The following is a 21,742-nucleotide window of genomic DNA, read 5'->3' as shown; positions in this document are numbered from 1 at the left end:
GCCGAGGGCAGGGGCTTTTTTTTCGTTCTGTGACCACTTCCACAACTCCACATATCTCGCCCCGCCTTCGGGCATATGCACAATGCAGCAGGACGGAGACTCTTTTATGCTGGTGCCCTGCATAGGGGAGGATTACATGGCTGGCTGGCATCTTGATACCAAAATGGCGCAGGATATTGTGGCGCGCACGATGCGCATCATCGATACCAACATCAACGTGATGGATGCCCGCGGGCGGATTATCGGCAGCGGCGATCGGGAAAGAATTGGTGAATTGCACGAAGGCGCGCTGCTGGTGCTTTCCCAGGGGCGGGTGGTGGATATCGACGATGCGGTCGCTCGCCATCTGCACGGAGTGCGTCAGGGGATCAACCTGCCGCTACGCCTCGAAGGTGAAATCGTCGGGGTGATCGGCCTGACCGGCGAGCCGGAGTCGCTGCGGAAATATGGCGAGCTGGTGTGCATGACGGCAGAGATGATGCTGGAGCAGTCGCGGCTGATGCATCTCCTGGCGCAGGACAGCCGCCTGCGCGAAGAGCTGGTGATGAACCTGATTCAGGCGGAAGAGCATACCCCGGCGCTGAACGAATGGGCTCAGCGGTTAGGTATCGATCTCAATCAGCCGCGGGTGGTGGCGATGATTGAGGTGGACAGCGGCCAGCTCGGCGTGGACAGCGCGATGGCGGAACTGCAGCAGTTGCAGAACGCGCTGACCACCCCCGATCGCAATAATCTGGTGGCCATTGTGTCACTCACGGAAATGGTGGTGCTGAAACCGGCGCTGAACAGCTTTGGCCGCTGGGACGCCGACGATCACGTCCGCCGCGTCGAGCAGCTTATCGCCAGGATGAAAGAGAATGGTCAGCTCCGCTTTCGCGTGGCGCTGGGCAACTTCTTCACCGGTCCCGGGAGTATCGCCCGCTCTTACCGTACCGCACGGACGACCATGATGGTGGGTAAGCAACGAATGCCGGAGAGCCGCAGCTATTTCTATCAGGATCTGATGCTGCCGGTGCTGCTCGACAGCCTGCGCGGCGGCTGGCAGGCCAATGAACTGGCCCGTCCGCTGGCGCGTCTGAAGGCTATGGATAACAACGGTTTGCTGCGGCGTACGCTGCAGGCGTGGTTTCGCCATAACGTGCAGCCGCTGGCGACATCAAAGGCGCTGTTTATTCATCGCAATACCCTGGAGTATCGGTTGAACCGTATCTCGGAGCTGACCGGTCTGGATCTCGGCAGCTTTGACGATCGGCTGCTGCTCTATATAGCCCTGCAGCTGGATGAGCAACGATAGGGCGTCGAGATAAAAATGCCGGGAGGCGGTTCGCCTTACCCGGCCTGGAGGATGCATGGCGTAAGCGGCAGATTATATTGGGTGCCCGGTCAGGCGGTGCGCCGCCGGGAACGCTGTCACTTACGGGTAAGTTTTTCCAGATCGGCTTCGATTTCGCTGATCTTATTGGTGACCACGCTTTCCAGATGGCGTAAATCGTCGAGGATTTTACGCTTGAGATCGATTTCAGTGCGATCGCGCTGGCAGATCTGATCCAGTTCGTCGATGACGTAGCGCAGATTGGGGCTGATCTCCTGGACTTCTTTGTAGCCCTGGCCGACGCCGTCGGCGACAACGGTTTTGCGCTGACGCGGATATTTAAACTTCACGCTCTTGGCGAAGAATTCGCCTTTGTCTTTCTGAAAATAGATTTTCAGGATGTCGTTGTTAGCTTCCTGCCGCAGGCTATAGCGATCGATCTCATCAGGGTTGGTAATGCCAAGACTTTTCAGATTATCGTACATAACGGTACCTTTGATAGCATCATAACCATTGAATAATTAACGAAAAAATCCATTTTCGCCAGCATCAAATATAAAAAAAGCGGGATATCTCCCGCTTTTTATTTGCTTTAGTCGATGGTGCGCAGCAGTTCGTTAATGCCGACTTTGCCGCGGGTTTTGGCATCGACTTTCTTAACGATCACCGCGCAGTACAGGCTGTATTTACCATCCTTCGACGGCAGGTTGCCTGACACGACTACCGAGCCAGCCGGTACGCGGCCGTAGAAGACTTCACCGGTTTCGCGATCGTAGATTTTGGTGCTCTGACCCAGGTAAACGCCCATGGAGATGACGGAGCCTTCTTCGACAATCACCCCTTCAACCACTTCAGAGCGCGCGCCGATGAAGCAGTTGTCTTCGATGATGGTCGGGTTCGCCTGCAGCGGCTCCAGTACGCCACCGATGCCGACGCCGCCGGACAGGTGAACGTTTTTACCGATCTGCGCGCAGGAGCCGACGGTAGCCCAGGTATCAACCATGGTGCCTTCGTCAACGTAGGCGCCGATGTTAACGTAGGACGGCATCAGCACGGTGTTGCGGGCGATGAATGCGCCCTGACGTACCGCTGCCGGCGGCACCACGCGGAAACCTTCTTTCTGGAAACGCGCTTCGTCATAGTCAGCGAATTTCATCGGTACTTTATCGAAGTAGCGGCTTTCCGCACCATCGATAACCTGGTTATCGTTAATACGGAAAGAGAGCAGTACCGCTTTCTTCAGCCATTGATGCGTCACCCACTGACCATCGATCTTCTCAGCGACGCGCAGCGCGCCGGAATCCAGAAGGGCGATAACCTGGTTTACCGCTTCGCGGGTCACGGTATCCACATTGGCCGGCGTGATGTCGGCGCGACGCTCGAAGGCGGACTCAATAACGTTCTGTAACTGCTGCATTGTTTCTTTCCATTCACTAAAAAAAATACGTCACCCTTTATCGTTTGGATTGAGGGCCTCTGTCAACCGTTGTTGCACTTCTTGTTGTAGCTCATTATTAAGGCCACGCCGGTCGGCGGTGGCGATTATAAATAAATCTTCTACTCGCTCACCAATTGTCGTAATTCGCGCCCCGTGAAGCGAAATACCGAGGTCGGCGAACACCTGGCCGACGCGGGCGAGCAGCCCTGGCTGATCGAGCGCAATCAGCTCGAGAAACGATTTTCGATCGGTATGGGTCGGCAGGAAATTCACCTCTGTCGGCACAGAGAAGTGACGCAGTTTTGCCGCCTGACGACGCGGGGCCGGGGGTTCCCAGCTACGCTGAGTTATCGTCTGTTCAAGACCGTGGCGAATCGCGTCGTGGCGGTCAGCGGAAAGCGGGCTGCCGTCGGGTTCGAGGACAATAAAGGTATCCATCGCCATGCCGTCGCGGGTGGTGAAGATCTGCGCGTCGTGGACGCTAAGGTTGCGACGGTCCAGTTCGCCGCACACCGCGGCAAACAGATAAGGGCGATCCGGGCTCCAGATAAAAATCTCCGTACCGCCGCGGGTGGCCTGCGAACTCAGCAGAATCATCGGCTTATTCAGATCGTGACGCAGCAGGTTGCGGGCGTGCCAGGCGAGCTGCGTCGGCGTATGCCGCACGAAATAGTTGGCGCGGCAGCGGTTCCAGATCTGATGCAGCGCCTCTTCATTAATATTGTCCATCCGCAGCAGGGCCAGCGCCTGCAGCTGATGATGACGCACCCGTTCGCGCATATCCGGGGTGCTTTGCATGCCCCGACGCAGCTGTTTCTCGGTGGCGAAATAGAGTTCGCGCAGCAGACTCTGCTTCCAGCTGTTCCACAGCGTTTCGTTAGTGGCGCAGATATCGGCAACGGTCAGGCACACCAGATAGCGCAGGCGATTTTCCGTTTGCACTTCCTCGGCGAACTGCTTAATCACCTCCGGATCCTGAATGTCGCGCCGCTGGGCGGTGACCGACATCAGCAGATGGTGACGCACCAGCCAGGCGACCAGCTGCGTTTCGCGAGAGTTCAGTCCGTGCAGCTCGGCAAACTTCAGCACATCCTGCGCGCCGAGGATCGAGTGGTCGCCGCCACGCCCTTTCGCAATGTCGTGGAACAGGGCGGCGATTAAAATCAGCTCCGGGTGCGTTAAGCGCGGCCATAGCTCCACGCACAGCGGGTGGCGGCTGCGGGTTTCTTCTTTGGCAAAGCTCTCCAGCTTCAGCATCACGCGGATGGTGTGTTCATCGACGGTGTAGGCGTGAAACAGATCGAACTGCATCTGGCCGACGATATGTGACCACTGCGGCATATAGGCCCACAGCACGCTATGGCGATGCATCGGCAGCAGTCCGCGGCTGACCGCCCCCTGATGGCGCAGCATGCTGAGAAAGAGCGTGCGCGCCTCCGGGATATAGCACAGCGGCTGGGTCAGATGGCGCCGGGCATGGCGCAGATGGCGCAACGTCGTGGAGTAGATGCCGGTGATGGTGCTGTTGCGTACCATCATATAAAACATGCGCAGAATGGCCTGCGGTTCGCGAATAAACAGCGTGTCGTCACGCAGATCGATAAGGGTGCCGCGCAGCTGGAAGTCATCGTCTATCGGGCGCGGTTTTTCATCCTCGGTCAGGGCGAGAATAGCCTCTTCAAACAGCTGAAGCAGCATCTGGTTCAGCTCGCTCACCCGGCGGGTGACGCGGAAGAAGTCCTTCATCATATGCTCAATCGGCTGGTTGCCGTCGCCTTCATAGCCGAGCCGGCGGGCGACGCTGAGCTGGCGGTCGAAAAGCAGACGGTTGTCATAGCGAGTGAGCTCGAGATGCAGCGCGAAACGGATGCGCCACAGCTGATGCAGACACTCGTTGAGCTCATTGCGCTCGGCTTCAGTCAGAAAGCCGAAGCCGACCATCTCATCCATCGAGGTGGCGCCAAAATGACGGCGAGCCACCCACTGTAGCGTATGGATGTCACGCAGGCCGCCGGGGCTGCTTTTCACGTCCGGCTCCAGGTTATAGCTGGTGCCGTGATAGCGTTGATGACGGACGTTCTGCTCTTCCACCTTGGCGGCGAAGAACTTTTCCGATGGCCAGAAGCCGTCGCTAAAAATATGTTTTTGCAGTTCAAGGAACAGTGCGACGTCGCCGATCAGCAGGCGCGATTCAATCAAGTTAGTGGCGACGGTGAGATCCGAGAGTCCTTCCAGCAGACACTCTTCGAGGGTGCGCACGCTGTGGCCCACCTCCAGCTTGACGTCCCACAGCAGCGTCAGCAGTTCGCCGACCTTTTGCGCCTGCTCGTCAGGCAGCTTTTTGCGGCTGAGGATCAGCAGGTCGACGTCAGAGAGCGGATGCAGCTCGCCGCGGCCATAGCCGCCGACGGCGACCAGCGCCAGGTCGCAGACGGATTCAAAACCGTAGGCGATCCACAACCGCTGCAGCAGCTGGTCGATAAATTCGGTGCGCGCCGCAATGAGCTGCTCCGCGGCGATGCCGGAGTCAAACGCCTCGCCCAGCCAGTGCTGGAAGGTATCGATGTGCGCCTTAATTGCAGCACAGTTCAGATCGCCCTGCGGCCAGCTCACCGGATGTTCCGGCGGGACGGGCAGAAGAGGGGAGGCTGTGTCAGGTAATGAGTTGCTCATCGCGTCACCATAAGAAAAAACTATCTAATAAAAAAGCCGGCGGGCGCCGGCTTTTCATCATTCATCGTGCGAGATTATCGCCGGGATGGTGTCATCCTTGCGTAGCGTCAGAATTTCGCAGCCGTTGTCTGTCACCACAATAGTATGCTCGTACTGCGCAGACAAGCTCCGGTCTTTAGTTTTCACCGTCCAGCCGTCTTTCATGCTGCGGATCTCTTTTTTACCCGCGTTGACCATCGGCTCGATGGTGAAGGTCATGCCGGGTTTGAGCACAACGTTGGTTTCCGGTGAGTCGTAGTGCAGCACCTGCGGCTCTTCATGGAAGCCGCGGCCGATACCGTGGCCACAGTATTCGCGCACCACGGAAAAACCTTCGGCTTCAACGTATTTCTGGATCGCCGCGCCGATAGTGCGCAGGTTGATCCCCGGCTTCACCATTTTCAGCGCCAGATACAGGCTTTCCTGAGTGATGCGGCACAGGCGCTCACCGAGAATCGTCGGTTTACCGACGATAAACATTTTGGAGGTGTCGCCATGGAAATCATCTTTAATGACCGTCACGTCGATGTTAACGATATCGCCATCTTTCAGCAGTTTGCCGTCGTCAGGGATACCGTGGCAAACTACTTCGTTGACCGAAATGCAGACGGACTTCGGATAGCCGTGATAGCCGAGGCAGGCGGAAATGGCCTTCTGCTCGTTAACGATATAGTCGTTACAGATGCGGTCCAGTTCACCGGTGCTGACGCCAGGTTTAACCCAGGGTTCGATCATTTCCAGCACTTCAGCGGCCAGGCGGCCGGCAACGCGCATTTTTTCAATGTCTTCAGATGTCTTGATAGAGATAGCCATGGAGTATGTCCAGCAGTGTCGATATTTTCGACAATAATAGAGTAAGTCCTGCCAATGGTAACAGTCCGGGCAGGCTGGTGCCAAATTGAGAATCATTAACAGCACGTGGCGTCAACAAGAGTTGGTGTCTGGGCGGATTTTGTGGTATAAAGCGCGCCGGACTTCCGTTCCATCTCAGATACACAAGGATGGGACGTAAGCGACATACTCATATTGTGTAAATAACACACACGTATCGACACATATTCCGGGGTGCCCTTTGGGGTCGGTAATATGGGATACGTGGAGGCATAACCCCAATTTAATCTATAGAGGTTTTAAACATGGCAACTGTTTCCATGCGCGACATGCTCAAGGCTGGTGTTCACTTTGGTCACCAGACCCGTTACTGGAACCCGAAAATGAAGCCTTTCATCTTCGGCGCGCGTAACAAAGTTCACATCATCAACCTTGAGAAAACGGTACCGATGTTCAACGAAGCTCTGGCTGAGCTGAACAAAATCTCTGCCCGTAAAGGCAAGATCCTGTTCGTGGGTACTAAGCGCGCTGCAAGCGAAGCGGTAAAAGAAGCTGCTAACAGCTGCGACCAGTTCTTCGTGAACCATCGCTGGCTGGGCGGTATGCTGACTAACTGGAAAACCGTTCGTCAGTCCATCAAACGTCTGAAAGACCTGGAAACTCAGTCCCAGGACGGTACTTTCGACAAGCTGACCAAGAAAGAAGCGCTGATGCGCACTCGTGAGCTGGACAAGCTGGAAAACAGCCTGGGCGGTATCAAAGACATGGGCGGCCTGCCGGACGCACTGTTCGTTATCGACGCTGACCACGAGCACATCGCTATCAAAGAAGCAAACAACCTGGGTATCCCGGTATTTGCTATCGTTGATACCAACTCTGATCCGGACGGCGTAGACTTCGTTATCCCGGGTAACGACGATGCAATCCGCGCAGTAAGCCTGTACCTGGGCGCTGTTGCTGCTACCGTTCGTGAAGGTCGCTCTCAGGACCTGGCTTCTCAGGCGGAAGAAAGCTTCGTAGAAGCTGAATAATAAGGTTTAAGCCCTTATTAGTACCGTGTATGAATAGGGGCCCATTACAGGCCCCTTTTTTCAATTTACGCTGTTTGGCCGTTGGCCGGGCAGTATCCACATCTCCCGAGGATTTTAGAATGGCTGAAATTACCGCTTCCCTGGTAAAAGAACTGCGCGAACGTACTGGCGCAGGCATGATGGATTGCAAAAAAGCGCTGACTGAAGCGAATGGCGACATCGAGCTGGCAATCGAAAACATGCGTAAATCCGGCGCGATCAAAGCGGCGAAGAAAGCAGGCAACGTGGCTGCTGACGGCGTGATCAAAACCAAAATCGAAGGCAACTACGGTTACATTCTGGAAGTTAACTGCCAGACTGACTTCGTTGCTAAAGATGGTGGTTTCCAGGCATTTGCTGACAAAGTACTGGACGCTGCTGTTGCGGGTAAAATCTCCGACGTTGAAGTTCTGAAAGCGCAGTTCGAAGAAGAACGCGTTGCGCTGGTTGCTAAAATCGGTGAGAACATCAACATCCGTCGTATCGCTGTTCTGGAAGGCGACGTTCTGGGTAGCTACCAGCACGGTGCGCGCATCGGTGTTCTGGTTGCCGCTAAAGGCGCTGACGAAGAGCTGGTTAAGCAGCTGGCAATGCACGTTGCAGCAAGCAAGCCGGAATTCGTTAAGCCGGAAGACGTGTCTGCTGAAGTGGTAGAGAAAGAGTACCAGGTTCAGCTGGACATCGCGATGCAGTCCGGTAAGCCGAAAGAAATCGCAGAGAAAATGGTTGAAGGCCGCATGAAGAAATTCACCGGCGAAGTTTCTCTGACGGGTCAGCCTTTCGTTATGGAGCCGAGCAAATCTGTTGGCCAGCTGCTGAAAGAGCACAACGCTGACGTGACTGGCTTCATCCGCTTTGAAGTGGGCGAAGGCATCGAGAAAGTTGAGACTGACTTTGCAGCAGAAGTTGCTGCGATGTCCAAGCAGTCTTAATTTTTACAAGGAGCCGCCTGAGGGCGGCTTCTTTTTGCGCCCATTTTGTAAATTCAGCCAACTGCGTATAGTGACCGCGCTGAAATGCGACATACAATGTCGCCAGAATTCTCATATCTCATTCGTTGACAGTCTCAGGAAAGAAACATGGCTACCAATGCAAAACCCGTCTACAAACGTATTCTGCTGAAATTAAGTGGCGAAGCGCTGCAGGGCTCAGAAGGCTTCGGTATTGATGCAAGCATACTTGACCGCATGGCTCAGGAGATCAAAGAGCTGGTCGAGCTGGGTATTCAGGTTGGCGTAGTAATTGGTGGTGGTAACCTGTTCCGTGGTGCTGGTCTGGCGAAAGCGGGTATGAACCGCGTTGTGGGCGACCACATGGGCATGCTGGCAACGGTCATGAACGGCCTGGCAATGCGTGATGCGCTCCACCGCGCCTATGTGAACGCTCGTCTGATGTCCGCCATCCCGCTGAACGGCGTGTGCGACAACTACAGCTGGGCAGAGGCGATCAGCCTGCTGCGCAACAACCGCGTGGTGATCCTCTCCGCAGGCACCGGCAACCCGTTCTTTACCACCGATTCCGCAGCCTGCCTGCGTGGTATTGAAATTGAAGCCGACGTGGTGCTGAAAGCGACCAAGGTTGACGGTGTGTTTACCGCGGATCCGGCAAAAGATCCTTCTGCCACCATGTACGATCAGCTGACCTACAGCGAAGTGCTGGATAAAGAGCTGAAAGTCATGGATCTGGCGGCCTTCACCCTGGCGCGTGACCACAAATTGCCGATTCGCGTCTTCAACATGAACAAACCCGGCGCCCTGCGTCGCGTGGTCATGGGCGAAAAAGAAGGCACATTGATCACGGAATAATTCCCGTCAGCGCCAAATCCGGGTAATATTCCGCTTTACTTTCGCGGGGATATTGCCCGGTGATTTTCATTAAATCTGACTATACTTAGCTCATTTTCCGACGGGTGTCCCGTCTGGTCTGACTGAGACAAGCTTTCAAGGATTCGTAACGTGATTAGCGATATCAGAAAAGATGCTGAAATCCGCATGGAAAAATGCGTCGAAGCATTCAAAAACCAAATCAGCAAAATTCGCACGGGTCGTGCTTCTCCGAGCCTGCTGGACGGGATTGTTGTTGAATATTACGGTACGCCGACTCCGCTGCGCCAGCTGGCCAGCGTCACCGTCGAAGACTCCCGTACCCTGAAAATCAACGTCTTTGACCGTTCTATGTCTGCGGCCGTTGAAAAAGCGATCATGGCGTCTGACCTCGGTCTGAACCCAAGCTCCGCCGGCAGCGATATTCGTGTTCCGCTGCCGCCGCTGACCGAAGAGCGTCGTAAAGATCTGACCAAGATCGTCCGTGGCGAAGCTGAGCAGGCGCGTGTCGCCGTGCGTAACGTTCGCCGTGACGCGAACGACAAAGTTAAAGCGCTGCTGAAAGAGAAAGAGATCAGCGAAGATGACGATCGCCGTTCTCAGGACGACGTGCAGAAAATGACTGACGCCGCCATCAAGAAAGTTGACGCGGCGCTGGCAGATAAAGAAGCGGAACTGATGCAGTTCTGATGCTCTGCTGTTGCTCGGGCCGATACTTCCTGGCCTGAGTAAAATCTGAAACGCCGTACAGAAGACTGTACGCTCAATTCTCGGGATTGCGTTGAGCCGGCTGGCCTTGTAGCCTTTAGCGCTAAGTTGAAGGCCTGATGCCGCCGCCTTATCCCCGATAGTTGTTGCGTAGGGGCTTGCTGGCGGCGTTTTGCTTTTTATTCTGTTTCCTTTCTTCTGGACGTCTCATGAAGCAATTAACCGTTCTCGGTTCGACCGGCTCCATAGGCTGTAGCACGCTGGACGTGGTACGCCATAACCCTGGTTGCTTTTCCGTCGCCGCGCTGGTCGCGGGGAAAAACGTTGACCGCATGGTTGAACAATGCCTGGAATTTACTCCGCGTTACGCCGTGATGGATGATGCGCAAAGCGCTGAGCGGTTGCGCATCCGTCTGCATGAGCATGGCTGCCGTACCGAAGTGCTGAGCGGCCAGCAGGCGGCGGCTGAGGTCGCGGCGCTGGATGAGGTCGATCAGGTGATGGCGGCAATCGTCGGCGCGGCGGGGCTGGTACCGACGCTGGCGGCGATCCGCGCCGGGAAAACCGTGTTGTTGGCGAATAAAGAATCGCTGGTGACCTGCGGTCGCTTGTTCATGGAGGCCGTTCAGCGGTCGAGGGCGCGATTGCTGCCGGTCGATAGCGAACATAACGCGATTTTTCAGAGTATGCCGGAGACAATTCAACAGCATCTGGGATACGCTGACCTCACCCGGAATGGCGTCTCGTCCATTCTGTTAACCGGTTCCGGGGGGCCTTTCCGCGAGACGGACGTGGCTGAACTATCGGCGATGACCCCGGATCAGGCCTGCCGCCATCCCAACTGGTCGATGGGACGTAAGATCTCCGTCGATTCAGCCACGATGATGAACAAAGGTCTGGAATATATTGAAGCCCGCTGGCTGTTCAATGCTTCGGCGCAGCAGATGGAAGTGCTGATCCACCCGCAGTCGGTGATCCACTCGATGGTTCGCTATCAGGACGGCAGCGTGCTGGCCCAGCTTGGGGAGCCGGATATGCGCACGCCGATTGCTCATACCATGGGCTGGCCACAGCGCCTGAGCTCCGGGGTCAAACCACTGGACTTCTGCCAGCTGAGCAACCTGAGCTTCTCCGCGCCGGACTACGCCCGCTATCCCTGCCTGAAGCTGGCGATGGACGCGTTTGAGGTCGGCCAGGCGGCCACCACGGCGCTGAATGCGGCCAATGAAGAGTCGGTTGCCGCGTTTCTGCATGGCGATATCCGCTTTACCGATATTGCGGCGGTGAATCTGGCGGTGCTGGATAAGATGAACCTGCAGGAGCCGCAAAGCATTGATGATGTTCTGGTTATCGACGCTGACGCTCGTGCGGTAGCTCACCAGCAGCTTAATCGTTTGGGCGCGCAGGCGTAACGCGGTGGTATTTGTGGGCGAAAGGCTTCGGTGATATAGTCTGCGCCACCCGATCGTTGCATTTTGTTGTTAAAGATTACGGTGGCCGTGGCAAAACACGGCTTTTTTGCGTAAAGCTTTTGGTTGTTCTCTGCGATTGGCTGCAGCCCCGGCATCGGATAAAAATGCGTATCCAGCGCGGCCCGGTGGCCTCTGTTTGGTGGCTAGTTAATCCTTATTATGGACTTAAAACGCGTGATGTTGTCTGCTAATCAAACTGTCAGCGAAATATCGCCAACTCATGGCTGCCGTCATGTCGCCATTATTATGGATGGCAACGGCCGTTGGGCGAAACGGCAAGGTAAAATTCGCGCTTTCGGGCACAAGGCCGGTGCGAAATCCGTGCGTCGCGCGGTCTCCTTCGCGGCGAATAATGGAATTGAGGCGTTAACGTTATACGCGTTCAGCAGCGAAAACTGGAACCGTCCAGCCCAGGAAGTCAGCGCGCTGATGGAACTGTTCGTCTGGGCGCTGGATAGCGAAGTCAAAAGCCTGCACCGACACAATGTGCGTTTGCGGGTCATTGGCGACACCACGCGCTTCAATGCGCGCCTGCAGGAACGCATCCGCAAAGCGGAAGCGTTGACCGCAAACAATACCGGCTTAACGCTGAACATTGCGGCAAATTACGGCGGTCGCTGGGATATTACCCAGGGCGTTCGTCTGCTGGCGAAACAAGTACAGGACGGGACGCTGTTGCCTGAAGAGATCACGGAAGAAATGCTGAGTCAGCAGGTCTGCATGCATGAACTGGCTCCCGTTGATTTAGTTATTAGGACCGGGGGAGAGCACCGAATAAGTAACTTTTTGATTTGGCAAATTGCCTATGCCGAACTTTACTTTACGGATGTTCTTTGGCCCGATTTTGCTGAACAGGACTTTGAAGGTGCACTCCATGCCTTTGTTAATCGAGAGCGTCGTTTCGGCGGCACTGAGCCGGGTGGCAGTCATGCCTGATGGGGGTCACTTTTGCTGAAGTATCGCCTGATATCTGCTTTCGTCTTAATTCCCGTCGTCATTGCGGCGCTGTTCTTATTGCCGCCGATGGGATTTGCTATCGTGACCCTCGTGGTCTGCATGCTCGCCGCGTGGGAGTGGGGGCAACTGAGCGGTTTCACCTCAACGTCGCAGCGGGTCTGGCTGGCGGTGCTGTGCGGCCTTCTGCTGGCTGCCATGCTTTTTCTGCTGCCTGAATACCATTATGACGTTCATCAACCGATGGTGGAAGGTTCACTCTGGGCCTCATTCGCCTGGTGGATCGTCGCGCTGTTGCTGGTGTTATCGTACCCGGCGTCGGCGGCATTCTGGCGCCATTCCAAAGTGCTGCGCCTTATCTTCGGCATATTGACCATTGTTCCGTTTTTCTGGGGCATGCTGGCGCTGCGCGCCTGGCACTATACCGATAACCACTACAGCGGTGCGGTGTGGCTGCTGTACGTCATGATCCTGGTCTGGGGAGCCGACTCTGGCGCCTACATGTTTGGCAAAATGTTCGGCAAGCATAAGCTGGCGCCAAAGGTTTCACCGGGAAAAACCTGGCAGGGTTTTTTTGGCGGTTTGCTGACGGCGGCCGTGATCTCCTGGGCTTACGGGGTGTGGGCGCATCTTGACGTCACGCCGACGGTGCTGCTGGTCTGTTCCGTGGTGGCGGCCCTGGCTTCCGTGCTGGGCGATCTGACGGAAAGTATGTTTAAGCGCGAGGCCGGCATTAAGGATAGCGGGCACTTGATTCCCGGACACGGCGGTATTCTCGATCGTATCGACAGCCTGACGGCGGCGGTACCGGTCTTCGCCTGTCTGCTACTGTTGGTCTTCAGGACGATTTGACGGAAGGTTATATGCTGAGCGTGCTCTGGAATCTGGCAGCTTTTATCATTGCGCTTGGCGTACTGATTACGGTGCATGAGTTTGGCCATTTTTGGGTGGCGCGCCGCTGCGGCATCCGGGTTGAGCGTTTTTCTATCGGCTTTGGCAAAGCGCTGTGGCGGCGGATGGATAAGCAGGGCACGGAGTTCGTGATTGCCCTGATCCCGCTGGGCGGCTACGTCAAGATGCTGGACGAGCGCGTCGAGGCGGTGGCGCCGGAGATGCGCCACTACGCCTTCAACAATAAAACCGTCGGCCAGCGTGCGGCGGTGATTGCCGCCGGCCCCATCGCTAACTTCATTTTCGCTATCTTTGCTTACTGGCTGGTCTTTATTATCGGCGTTCCTGGCGTGCGGCCGGTGGTGGGTGAAATAACGCCCAATTCGGTTGCCGCGCAAGCACAAATTGCAAAAGGAACGGAACTTAAAGCGATAGATGGTATCGAAACGCCTGATTGGGATGCGGTGCGTATGCAGCTGGTCGCCAAAATCGGCAACCCGCAAACAATACTTACCGTCGCCCCTTTCGGGACCAATCAGCGCCAGGATAAAATCGTCGATCTGCGGCACTGGGCGTTTGAGCCAGACAAGCAAGATCCCGTGACCTCGCTGGGGATCCAGCCGCGCAGCGCGCAGATTGATACGGTGCTGGCGGAGGTCCAGACGGGCTCGGCAGCTCAGAAAGCGGGTTTGCAAGCGGGCGACCGGATCGTTAAAGTCGATGGTCAACCGTTAACGCAGTGGATGACGTTTGTTAATCTGGTGCGAGATAATCCGGGCAAAGCGCTGGCGCTGGAGATTGAACGGCAGGGGAGTGCGCTGCCGTTAACCCTGACGCCGGATGCGAAAACGGTAAAAGGTAAGGCAGAAGGGTTCGCAGGGGTGGTGCCAAAGGTCATCCCGCTACCTGAGGAATACAAGACAGTACGTCAGTACGGACCGTTTGCCGCCATCGCTGAAGCCACGGATAAAACCTGGCAGCTGATGTCACTGACGGTCAGGATGCTGGGTAAATTGATAACCGGTGATGTCAAACTGAACAACCTCAGTGGGCCGATCTCTATCGCTCAGGGGGCTGGAATGTCAGCGGAGTTTGGGTTGATTTATTATCTGATGTTCCTTGCGCTGATTAGCGTGAACCTCGGAATCATCAACCTGTTCCCACTGCCCGTACTGGATGGGGGACATCTGCTGTTTTTAGCGATCGAAAAGCTGAAGGGCGGGCCGGTATCCGAGCGAGTTCAAGACTTTAGTTATCGCATTGGCTCAATACTGCTGGTGCTGTTAATGGGGCTTGCACTTTTCAATGATTTCTCTCGGTTATAAGAGAGTTTGTTAGGAAGAACGCATAATAACGATGGCGATGAAAAAGTTGCTCATAGCGTCGCTGCTGTTTAGCAGCGCGACTGTATACGGTGCTGAAGGGTTCGTGGTGAAGGACATTCATTTCGAAGGCTTGCAGCGTGTCGCTGTTGGTGCGGCCCTCCTCAGTATGCCAGTGCGTCCTGGCGATACGGTGACCGACGATGATATCAGTAACACTATTCGCGCGCTGTTTGCCACTGGCAACTTTGAGGACGTCCGCGTCCTGCGCGATGGTGATACCCTGCTGGTGCAGGTGAAAGAGCGTCCGACGATCGCCAGCATCACCTTCTCCGGCAATAAGTCGGTGAAAGATGACATGCTCAAGCAGAACCTCGAGGCCTCTGGTGTTCGGGTGGGCGAGTCGCTTGACCGCACGACCATCGCGGATATCGAGAAGGGTCTGGAGGATTTCTACTACAGCGTTGGTAAATACAGCGCCAGCGTCAAAGCGGTTGTGACGCCGCTGCCGCGTAACCGTGTCGATCTGAAGCTGGTCTTCCAGGAAGGCGTCTCCGCAAAAATTCAGCAGATTAATATCGTCGGCAACCATGCGTTTTCGACCGATGAACTGATCTCCCACTTCCAGCTGCGCGATGAGGTACCGTGGTGGAACGTGGTCGGCGACCGTAAATACCAGAAGCAGAAGCTGGCGGGCGACCTTGAAACCCTGCGCAGCTACTATCTGGATCGCGGTTATGCCCGTTTCAACATCGATTCTACTCAGGTTAGCCTGACGCCGGACAAGAAAGGGATCTACATTACCGTCAACATCACCGAAGGCGATCAGTACAAGCTTTCCGGGGTGCAGGTAACGGGCGATCTCGCGGGCCATTCGGCCGAAATCGAAGCGCTGACCAAAGTCGAGCCGGGCGAACTGTACAACGGCGCGAAAGTAACCAAGATGGAAAACGACATCAAGAAACTGTTGGGTCGTTATGGTTACGCCTACCCGCGCGTTCAGTCGCAGCCGGAAATCAACGACAGCGATAAGACCGTCAAACTGCACGTCAACGTCGATGCGGGTAACCGCTATTACGTGCGTAAAATTCGCTTCGAAGGTAACGACACCTCCAAAGATGCCGTCCTGCGCCGCGAAATGCGCCAGATGGAAGGCGCATGGCTGGGGAGCGATCTCGTCGATCAGGGTAAAGACCGTCTCAACCGTTTAGGCTTCTTCGAAACGGTGGATACCGATACCCAACGCGTGCCGGGCAGCCCGGACCAGGTCGACGTTGTCTACAAGGTGAAAGAGCGTAACACCGGTAGCTTCAACTTCGGTATCGGCTACGGTACCGAAAGCGGCGTCAGCTTCCAGGCGGGCGTCCAGCAGGATAACTGGTTAGGTACCGGTTATGCGGTCGGGATCAACGGCACCAAAAACGATTACCAGACCTATACCGAACTGTCGGTGACCAACCCGTACTTCACCGTTGACGGTGTGAGCCTCGGCGGCCGTATCTTCTATAATGACTTCGATGCGAACGATGCGGATCTGTCTGACTATACCAACAAAAGCTATGGTACAGACGTCACGCTGGGCTTCCCGGTCAACGAATACAACACGCTGCGCGCCGGGGTCGGTTATGTTCATAACTCCCTGTCCAATATGCAGCCGCAGGTGGCGATGTGGCGTTACCTGAACTCGATGGGCCAGTATCCGGACAACACCAACGACCGGAACTCGTTCAGTGCGAATGACTTCACCTTCAACTACGGTTGGACCTATAACAAGCTTGACCGCGGCTTCTTCCCAACGGAAGGTTCGCGCGTCAACCTGAACGGTAAGGTGACCATTCCGGGCTCAGACAACGAATACTACAAAGCGACGCTGGATACCGCCACCTATGTGCCGATCGACAACGATCACCAGTGGGTAGTGTTGGGTCGTACCCGCTTTGGCTATGGCGATGGTATCGGCGGCAAAGAGATGCCGTTCTATGAGAACTTCTATGCCGGTGGTTCCAGCACCGTGCGTGGCTTCCAGTCGAACACCATTGGTCCGAAGGCGGTGTACTTCCCGTCGAGCAGCCGTCATGATGGCGATAGCGGTTATACCAATGACTGTAAGAGCACCGAATCCGCGCCGTGTAAATCCGATGATGCGGTGGGCGGTAACGCGATGGCGGTGGCCAGCCTGGAGCTGATTACCCCGACGCCGTTTATTAGTGACAAATATGCGAACTCGGTCCGTACTTCCGTCTTCTGGGATATGGGTACCGTATGGGATACTCACTGGGATTCGAACGCCTATGGCGGTTACCCGGATTACAGTGATCCGAGCAACATCCGTATGTCTGCGGGTATTGCCGTGCAGTGGATGTCGCCGTTGGGGCCGTTGGTCTTCTCCTACGCCCAACCGTTCAAAAAGTACGATGGAGACAAAGCCGAACAGTTCCAGTTTAACATTGGTAAAACCTGGTAATTGTTGGCGGCAACGGAATGCAAGTGCAGTATAGCGCTGACTGTAGGCGATAACGCGGTTATCGCCTCGCCACGCAAATAACGGTACCCCTGGGTACTCATGGGATGGTAAGGAGTTTATTGTGAAAAAGTGGTTATTAGCTGCAGGTCTGGGTTTGGCAATGGTAACTTCCGCTCAGGCGGCAGATAAAATTGCCCTGGTGAACATGAACAGCCTGTTCCAACAGGTTGCCCAGAAAACTGGCGTTTCCAACACGCTGGAAAACGAGTTCAAAGGCCGCGCTAGCGAACTGCAGCGTATGGAAGGCGACCTGCAGTCTAAAATGCAGCGTCTGCAGTCCATGAAGCCGGGCGCCGATCGTACCAAACTGGAAAAAGACGTGATGGCTCAGCGCCAGACCTTCTCCCAGAAAGCGCAGGCGTTTGAACAGGATCGCGCACGTCGTTCCAACGAAGAGCGTGGCAAACTGGTTACCCGCATCCAGACTGCTGTACAGAGCGTAGCGAAAGATCAGAGCATCGATCTGGTGGTTGACGCAAATGCCGTTGCATACAACAGCAGCGATGTAAAAGACATCACCGCTGATGTGCTGAAACAGGTTAAATAAGTAATGCCTTCAATTCGACTGGCTGATCTCGCGCAGCAGTTGGATGCAGAATTACACGGTGATGGCGATATCGTCATCACCGGCGTTGCGTCCATGCAGAGCGCGAAAACGGGCCAAATCACTTTCATGGTCAACCCTAAGTACCGTGAACACCTGGCCGCTTGTCAGGCTTCTGCCGTTGTCATGACGCAGGATGATTTGCCTTTTGCCCATAGCGCCGCGCTGGTAGTGCGTAATCCCTACCTGACCTACGCGCGCATGGCTCAAATTCTTGATACCACGCCACAGCCGGCACAGGATATCGCGCCGAGCGCGGTCATCGATCCGTCGGCGAAGCTGGGTAACAACGTGGCGATCGGCGCTAACGCGGTTATCGAATCCGGTGTTGTACTGGGCGATAACGTGGTGATCGGCGCAGGCTGCTTCGTTGGGAAAAATACGAAAATCGGTGCCGGCTCGCGTTTGTGGGCCAATGTGACCATTTACCATGAGATTGAGATCGGCGAGAATTGCCTGATCCAGTCCAGCACGGTGATCGGCGCGGATGGCTTCGGTTATGCTAACGATCGCGGTAACTGGGTCAAGATCCCGCAACTGGGTCGCGTCATTATTGGCGATCGCGTGGAAATTGGCGCCTGCACCACCATCGATCGCGGCGCGCTGGACGATACCCTTATCGGTAACGGCGTTATCATTGATAATCAGTGTCAGATTGCGCATAACGTGGTAATTGGCGACAATACCGCGGTTGCCGGCGGCGTTATCATGGCGGGCAGCCTGAAAATTGGCCGCTACTGCATGATTGGCGGCGCCAGCGTGATTAACGGCCATATGGAAATCTGCGATAAAGTCACCGTCACGGGGATGGGGATGGTGATGCGTCCTATCTCTGAACCTGGCGTATACTCCTCCGGTATTCCGCTGCAGCCGAACAAGGCGTGGCGTAAAACTGCGGCGCTGGTGATGAATATTGACGAGATGAGCAAGCGCCTGAAAGCGATTGAGCGCAAGGTTAATCAACAAGACTAATTCATCATTTGGTCACATGACATTTCCGGCCTGTTGCATTCGCTAAAAGATTGCCGCAGGCCGTGTTATTATTGCCTTTTAGTACATTTAGACAGGAAGAGTATTTTGACTACTGACACTCATACTCTGCACATTGAAGAGATTCTGGAACTTCTGCCTCACCGTTACCCGTTCCTGCTGGTAGACCGCGTGCTGGATTTTGAAGAAGGTCGTTTTCTGCGCGCAGTAAAAAATGTTTCTGTAAACGAGCCGTTTTTCCAGGGGCACTTCCCTGGTAAGCCGATTTTGCCTGGCGTGCTGATTCTGGAAGCGATGGCGCAGGCCACCGGGATTCTGGCATTTAAAAGCGTCGGAAAACTGGAGCCAGGCGAGCTGTATTATTTCGCAGGCATCGACGAAGCGCGCTTCAAACGTCCGGTAGTACCAGGCGATCAGATGATTATGGAAGTCACTTTCGAGAAAACCCGCCGCGGCCTGACCCGTTTCAAAGGCGTCGCGCTGGTTGACGGTAAAGTGGTATGCGAAGCGACGATGATGTGTGCGCGTAGCCGGGAGGCCTGATACGTGATTGATAAAACCGCTTTTGTTCATCCTACCGCCATTGTAGAAGAAGGCGCCGTCATTGGTGCTAACGTTCACATTGGTCCGTTTTGTATTGTTGGCGCTAACGTCGAAATTGGCGAAGGCACCGTACTGAAGTCTCATGTCGTCGTTAACGGCCATACCAAAATCGGCCGTGACAATGAGATCTATCAGTTCGCTTCCATCGGCGAAGTTAACCAGGATCTGAAATATGCTGGCGAACCGACCCGGGTGGAAATTGGCGATCGCAACCGCATCCGCGAAAGCGTCACCATTCATCGCGGCACAGTACAGGGCGGTGGATTAACAAAGGTGGGCAACGATAACCTGCTGATGATCAACGCCCATGTGGCGCACGATTGTACGCTTGGCGATCGCTGCATTCTGGCCAATAACGCAACCTTGGCCGGTCACGTATCTCTGGATGATTTCGTCATCATCGGCGGCATGACCGCAGTACACCAGTTCTGCATCATCGGCGCACACGTCATGGTAGGCGGATGCTCCGGCGTGGCGCAGGATGTTCCGCCGTTCGTGATTGCCCAGGGTAACCACGCGACGCCGTTTGGCGTCAACATCGAAGGGCTGAAACGCCGCGGCTTTAGCCGTGAGGCGATTACCGCGATTCGTAACGCGTATAAACTGCTGTACCGCAGCGGCAAAACGCTGGACGAAGCCAAACCGGAAATCGCCGAACTGGCGACTCAGCATCCTGAAGTTCAGCCGTTTGTTGATTTCTTTGCCCGTTCCACTCGCGGCTTGATTCGTTAATGGCTGAACCGCGTCCCCTGACGATTGCCCTGGTCGCCGGAGAAACCTCCGGCGATATTCTTGGTGCAGGCCTCATCCGGGCTCTCAAAGCGCGCATCCCTGACGCGCGCTTTGTCGGCGTGGCGGGGCCGCTGATGCAGGCGGAAGGGTGCGAAGCCTGGTACGAAATGGAAGAGCTGGCGGTGATGGGCATTGTTGAGGTGCTCGGTCGCTTACGCCGTCTCCTGCATATTCGCGCCGATCTTACCCGCCGCTTTGGCGAGCTGCGCCCCGATGTCTTCGTCGGCATCGACGCCCCTGACTTCAATATTACCCTCGAAGGGAATCTGAAAAAGCAGGGCATCAAAACGATTCACTACGTCAGCCCGTCGGTCTGGGCCTGGCGACAAAAACGCGTTTTCAAAATCGGCAGAGCGACCGACCTGGTGCTGGCTTTTCTGCCTTTCGAAAAAGCGTTTTATGACAAATTTAACGTCCCCTGCCGCTTTATCGGCCATACCATGGCGGATGCGATGCCGCTGGATCCTGACAAAGGCGCTGCGCGCGACCGGTTAGGGATCCCGCACAATGTGCGCTGTCTGGCGCTGCTGCCCGGCAGCCGCGGCGCGGAAGTCGAAATGCTCAGCGCGGACTTTCTGAAAACCGCGCAGTTGTTACGCGTCACCTATCCCGATTTGCAGGTGGTAGTGCCGCTGGTCAATGCCAAACGGCGGGAGCAGTTTGAGCGAATCAAAGCTGAGACGGCGCCGGATATGATCGTGCATATGCTGGACGGTCAGGCGCGCGATGCGATGATCGCCAGCGACGCCGCGCTGCTGGCCTCCGGGACGGCGGCGCTGGAGTGCATGCTGGCGAAGTGCCCGATGGTGGTTGGCTACCGCATGAAGCCGTTTACCTTCTGGCTGGCAAAGCGTCTGGTGAAAACCGACTACGTCTCCTTGCCGAATCTGCTGGCCGGTCGCGAGCTGGTCAAAGAGCTACTGCAGGATGAGTGCGAGCCGCAGGCGCTGGCCGCCGCCCTGCAGCCGCTGCTGGCCGATGGCAAAACCAGCCACGAGATGCATGAGACGTTCCGCGCGCTGCATCAGCAGATCCGCTGCAACGCCGATGAGCAGGCCGCGGACGCCGTACTGGAGTTAGCAAAACAATGATGGAGTTCGTCTATCCGCATACCCATCTGGTTGCCGGCGTTGATGAGGTTGGCCGCGGGCCGCTGGTTGGCGCGGTCGTGACCGCGGCGGTGATCCTCGATCCGGCGAAGCCGATTGTGGGTCTGAATGATTCCAAAAAACTCAGCGAAAAGCGTCGCCTGGCGCTGTGCGATGAGATTAAAGAGAAAGCGCTGTGCTGGAGCCTGGGGCGTGCCGAGCCGCACGAAATCGACGAGCTGAATATTCTGCATGCCACTATGCTGGCGATGCAGCGCGCCGTCGCCGGCCTGAGCATTGTTCCTGAGTTTGTCCTGATCGATGGCAACCGCTGTCCGTCGCTGCCGATGCCCTCTCTGGCGGTGGTGAAAGGCGACAGCCGGGTGGCAGAAATCAGCGCAGCGTCTATTCTGGCAAAAGTCACTCGTGACGCCGAAATGGCCACGCTGGACCTCGCATTTCCCCACTACGGATTTGCCCAGCATAAAGGCTATCCCACCGCTGTTCACCTGCAGAAGCTGCGGGAACACGGCGCAACAGAGCATCACCGGCGCAGTTTTGGTCCGGTGAAGCGTGCCCTGGGCCTGGCGTCCAACTAAGTCACCGGG

General features: G+C 55.8%; 20 protein-coding genes. 16 read left to right on the top strand and 4 right to left on the bottom strand.

What is annotated here, in order from left to right:
- Window positions 1-136: 136 nt before the first annotated feature.
- A complete protein-coding gene (gene cdaR, locus DTA24_RS23245; protein WP_002889289.1) occupies window positions 137-1,294 on the top strand; it encodes a DNA-binding transcriptional regulator CdaR in 1,158 nt (385 codons plus the stop codon).
- 116 nt (window positions 1,295-1,410) lie between these two features.
- Here cdaR and DTA24_RS23240 read toward each other — a convergent pair whose 3' ends face one another.
- The 4 genes from DTA24_RS23240 to map all read right to left on the bottom strand — a co-directional run bounded on the left by DTA24_RS23240 (window position 1,411) and on the right by map (window position 6,275).
- Window positions 1,411-1,797, bottom strand: a complete 387-nt coding sequence (locus DTA24_RS23240) for a DUF3461 family protein (protein ID WP_002889292.1) — start codon at window positions 1,795-1,797, stop codon at window positions 1,411-1,413.
- Between the two features lie 107 nt (window positions 1,798-1,904).
- Entirely contained in the window at window positions 1,905-2,729 is an 825-nt protein-coding gene (gene dapD, locus DTA24_RS23235; RefSeq protein WP_002889295.1) for a 2,3,4,5-tetrahydropyridine-2,6-dicarboxylate N-succinyltransferase, read from the bottom strand.
- A gap of 30 nt (window positions 2,730-2,759) precedes the next feature.
- Window positions 2,760-5,423 carry a bifunctional uridylyltransferase/uridylyl-removing protein GlnD gene (gene glnD, locus DTA24_RS23230; RefSeq protein ID WP_008807357.1) on the bottom strand — a complete coding sequence of 888 codons (2,664 nt, stop codon included), beginning with the start codon at window positions 5,421-5,423 and terminating at the stop codon, window positions 2,760-2,762.
- Window positions 5,424-5,480: 57 nt separating this feature from the next.
- Window positions 5,481-6,275: a type I methionyl aminopeptidase gene (gene map / locus DTA24_RS23225; RefSeq protein WP_004204446.1), complete on the bottom strand. Its 795-nt coding sequence runs from the start codon at window positions 6,273-6,275 to the stop codon at window positions 5,481-5,483.
- A 323-nt stretch (window positions 6,276-6,598) separates the two neighbouring features.
- On the opposite strand from map, the gene rpsB reads away from it, so the two are divergent.
- From rpsB to rnhB, 15 genes are all read left to right on the top strand, one after another.
- On the top strand, window positions 6,599-7,324 hold the full coding sequence (rpsB, locus tag DTA24_RS23220) for a 30S ribosomal protein S2 (protein WP_008807356.1): 726 nt from the start codon (window positions 6,599-6,601) through the stop codon (window positions 7,322-7,324).
- 119 nt (window positions 7,325-7,443) lie between these two features.
- Window positions 7,444-8,295 carry a translation elongation factor Ts gene (gene tsf / locus DTA24_RS23215; RefSeq protein ID WP_004151930.1) on the top strand — a complete coding sequence of 284 codons (852 nt, stop codon included), beginning with the start codon at window positions 7,444-7,446 and terminating at the stop codon, window positions 8,293-8,295.
- A gap of 147 nt (window positions 8,296-8,442) precedes the next feature.
- Entirely contained in the window at window positions 8,443-9,168 is a 726-nt protein-coding gene (gene pyrH / locus DTA24_RS23210; protein WP_004098747.1) for a UMP kinase, read from the top strand.
- Window positions 9,169-9,318: 150 nt separating this feature from the next.
- Window positions 9,319-9,876 (top strand): ribosome recycling factor, encoded by a 558-nt coding sequence (frr, locus tag DTA24_RS23205; RefSeq protein ID WP_002889308.1) that lies wholly within the window; start codon window positions 9,319-9,321, stop codon window positions 9,874-9,876.
- Window positions 9,877-10,103: 227 nt separating this feature from the next.
- Window positions 10,104-11,306: a 1-deoxy-D-xylulose-5-phosphate reductoisomerase gene (gene ispC, locus DTA24_RS23200; RefSeq protein ID WP_008807355.1), complete on the top strand. Its 1,203-nt coding sequence runs from the start codon at window positions 10,104-10,106 to the stop codon at window positions 11,304-11,306.
- Between the two features lie 237 nt (window positions 11,307-11,543).
- The gene (gene ispU, locus DTA24_RS23190) at window positions 11,544-12,302 is read left to right on the top strand and encodes a (2E,6E)-farnesyl-diphosphate-specific ditrans,polycis-undecaprenyl-diphosphate synthase (protein WP_012968905.1); all 759 of its coding nucleotides are present in this window, start codon (window positions 11,544-11,546) and stop codon (window positions 12,300-12,302) included.
- A gap of 12 nt (window positions 12,303-12,314) precedes the next feature.
- The gene (gene cdsA / locus DTA24_RS23185) at window positions 12,315-13,172 is read left to right on the top strand and encodes a phosphatidate cytidylyltransferase (protein WP_008807353.1); all 858 of its coding nucleotides are present in this window, start codon (window positions 12,315-12,317) and stop codon (window positions 13,170-13,172) included.
- An 11-nt stretch (window positions 13,173-13,183) separates the two neighbouring features.
- The gene (rseP, locus tag DTA24_RS23180) at window positions 13,184-14,536 is read left to right on the top strand and encodes a sigma E protease regulator RseP (protein WP_008807352.1); all 1,353 of its coding nucleotides are present in this window, start codon (window positions 13,184-13,186) and stop codon (window positions 14,534-14,536) included.
- Between the two features lie 31 nt (window positions 14,537-14,567).
- Window positions 14,568-16,997, top strand: a complete 2,430-nt coding sequence (gene bamA, locus DTA24_RS23175) for an outer membrane protein assembly factor BamA (RefSeq protein WP_008807351.1) — start codon at window positions 14,568-14,570, stop codon at window positions 16,995-16,997.
- Between the two features lie 121 nt (window positions 16,998-17,118).
- The gene (gene skp, locus DTA24_RS23170; RefSeq protein WP_002889325.1) at window positions 17,119-17,604 is read left to right on the top strand and encodes a molecular chaperone Skp; all 486 of its coding nucleotides are present in this window, start codon (window positions 17,119-17,121) and stop codon (window positions 17,602-17,604) included.
- 3 nt (window positions 17,605-17,607) lie between these two features.
- On the top strand, window positions 17,608-18,633 hold the full coding sequence (lpxD, locus tag DTA24_RS23165; RefSeq protein ID WP_008807350.1) for a UDP-3-O-(3-hydroxymyristoyl)glucosamine N-acyltransferase: 1,026 nt from the start codon (window positions 17,608-17,610) through the stop codon (window positions 18,631-18,633).
- Between the two features lie 105 nt (window positions 18,634-18,738).
- Window positions 18,739-19,194: a 3-hydroxyacyl-ACP dehydratase FabZ gene (gene fabZ / locus DTA24_RS23160; protein WP_004145858.1), complete on the top strand. Its 456-nt coding sequence runs from the start codon at window positions 18,739-18,741 to the stop codon at window positions 19,192-19,194.
- A gap of 3 nt (window positions 19,195-19,197) precedes the next feature.
- Window positions 19,198-19,986, top strand: a complete 789-nt coding sequence (gene lpxA, locus DTA24_RS23155) for an acyl-ACP--UDP-N-acetylglucosamine O-acyltransferase (protein WP_008807349.1) — start codon at window positions 19,198-19,200, stop codon at window positions 19,984-19,986.
- Window positions 19,986-21,137 carry a lipid-A-disaccharide synthase gene (gene lpxB, locus DTA24_RS23150; RefSeq protein WP_008807348.1) on the top strand — a complete coding sequence of 384 codons (1,152 nt, stop codon included), beginning with the start codon at window positions 19,986-19,988 and terminating at the stop codon, window positions 21,135-21,137. Before lpxA ends, lpxB begins: the two co-directional genes overlap by 1 nt.
- Complete coding sequence (rnhB, locus tag DTA24_RS23145; RefSeq protein WP_023297087.1) at window positions 21,134-21,733, top strand: ribonuclease HII; 600 nt, start codon at window positions 21,134-21,136, stop codon at window positions 21,731-21,733. Before lpxB ends, rnhB begins: the two co-directional genes overlap by 4 nt.
- The last annotated feature ends 9 nt before the right edge of the window (window positions 21,734-21,742 follow it).

This window comes from Klebsiella sp. P1CD1 (assembly GCF_003790505.1).
GTDB classification, from domain to species: domain Bacteria; phylum Pseudomonadota; class Gammaproteobacteria; order Enterobacterales; family Enterobacteriaceae; genus Klebsiella; species Klebsiella variicola.
This window is presented reverse-complemented; position numbering and strand designations above follow the sequence as displayed.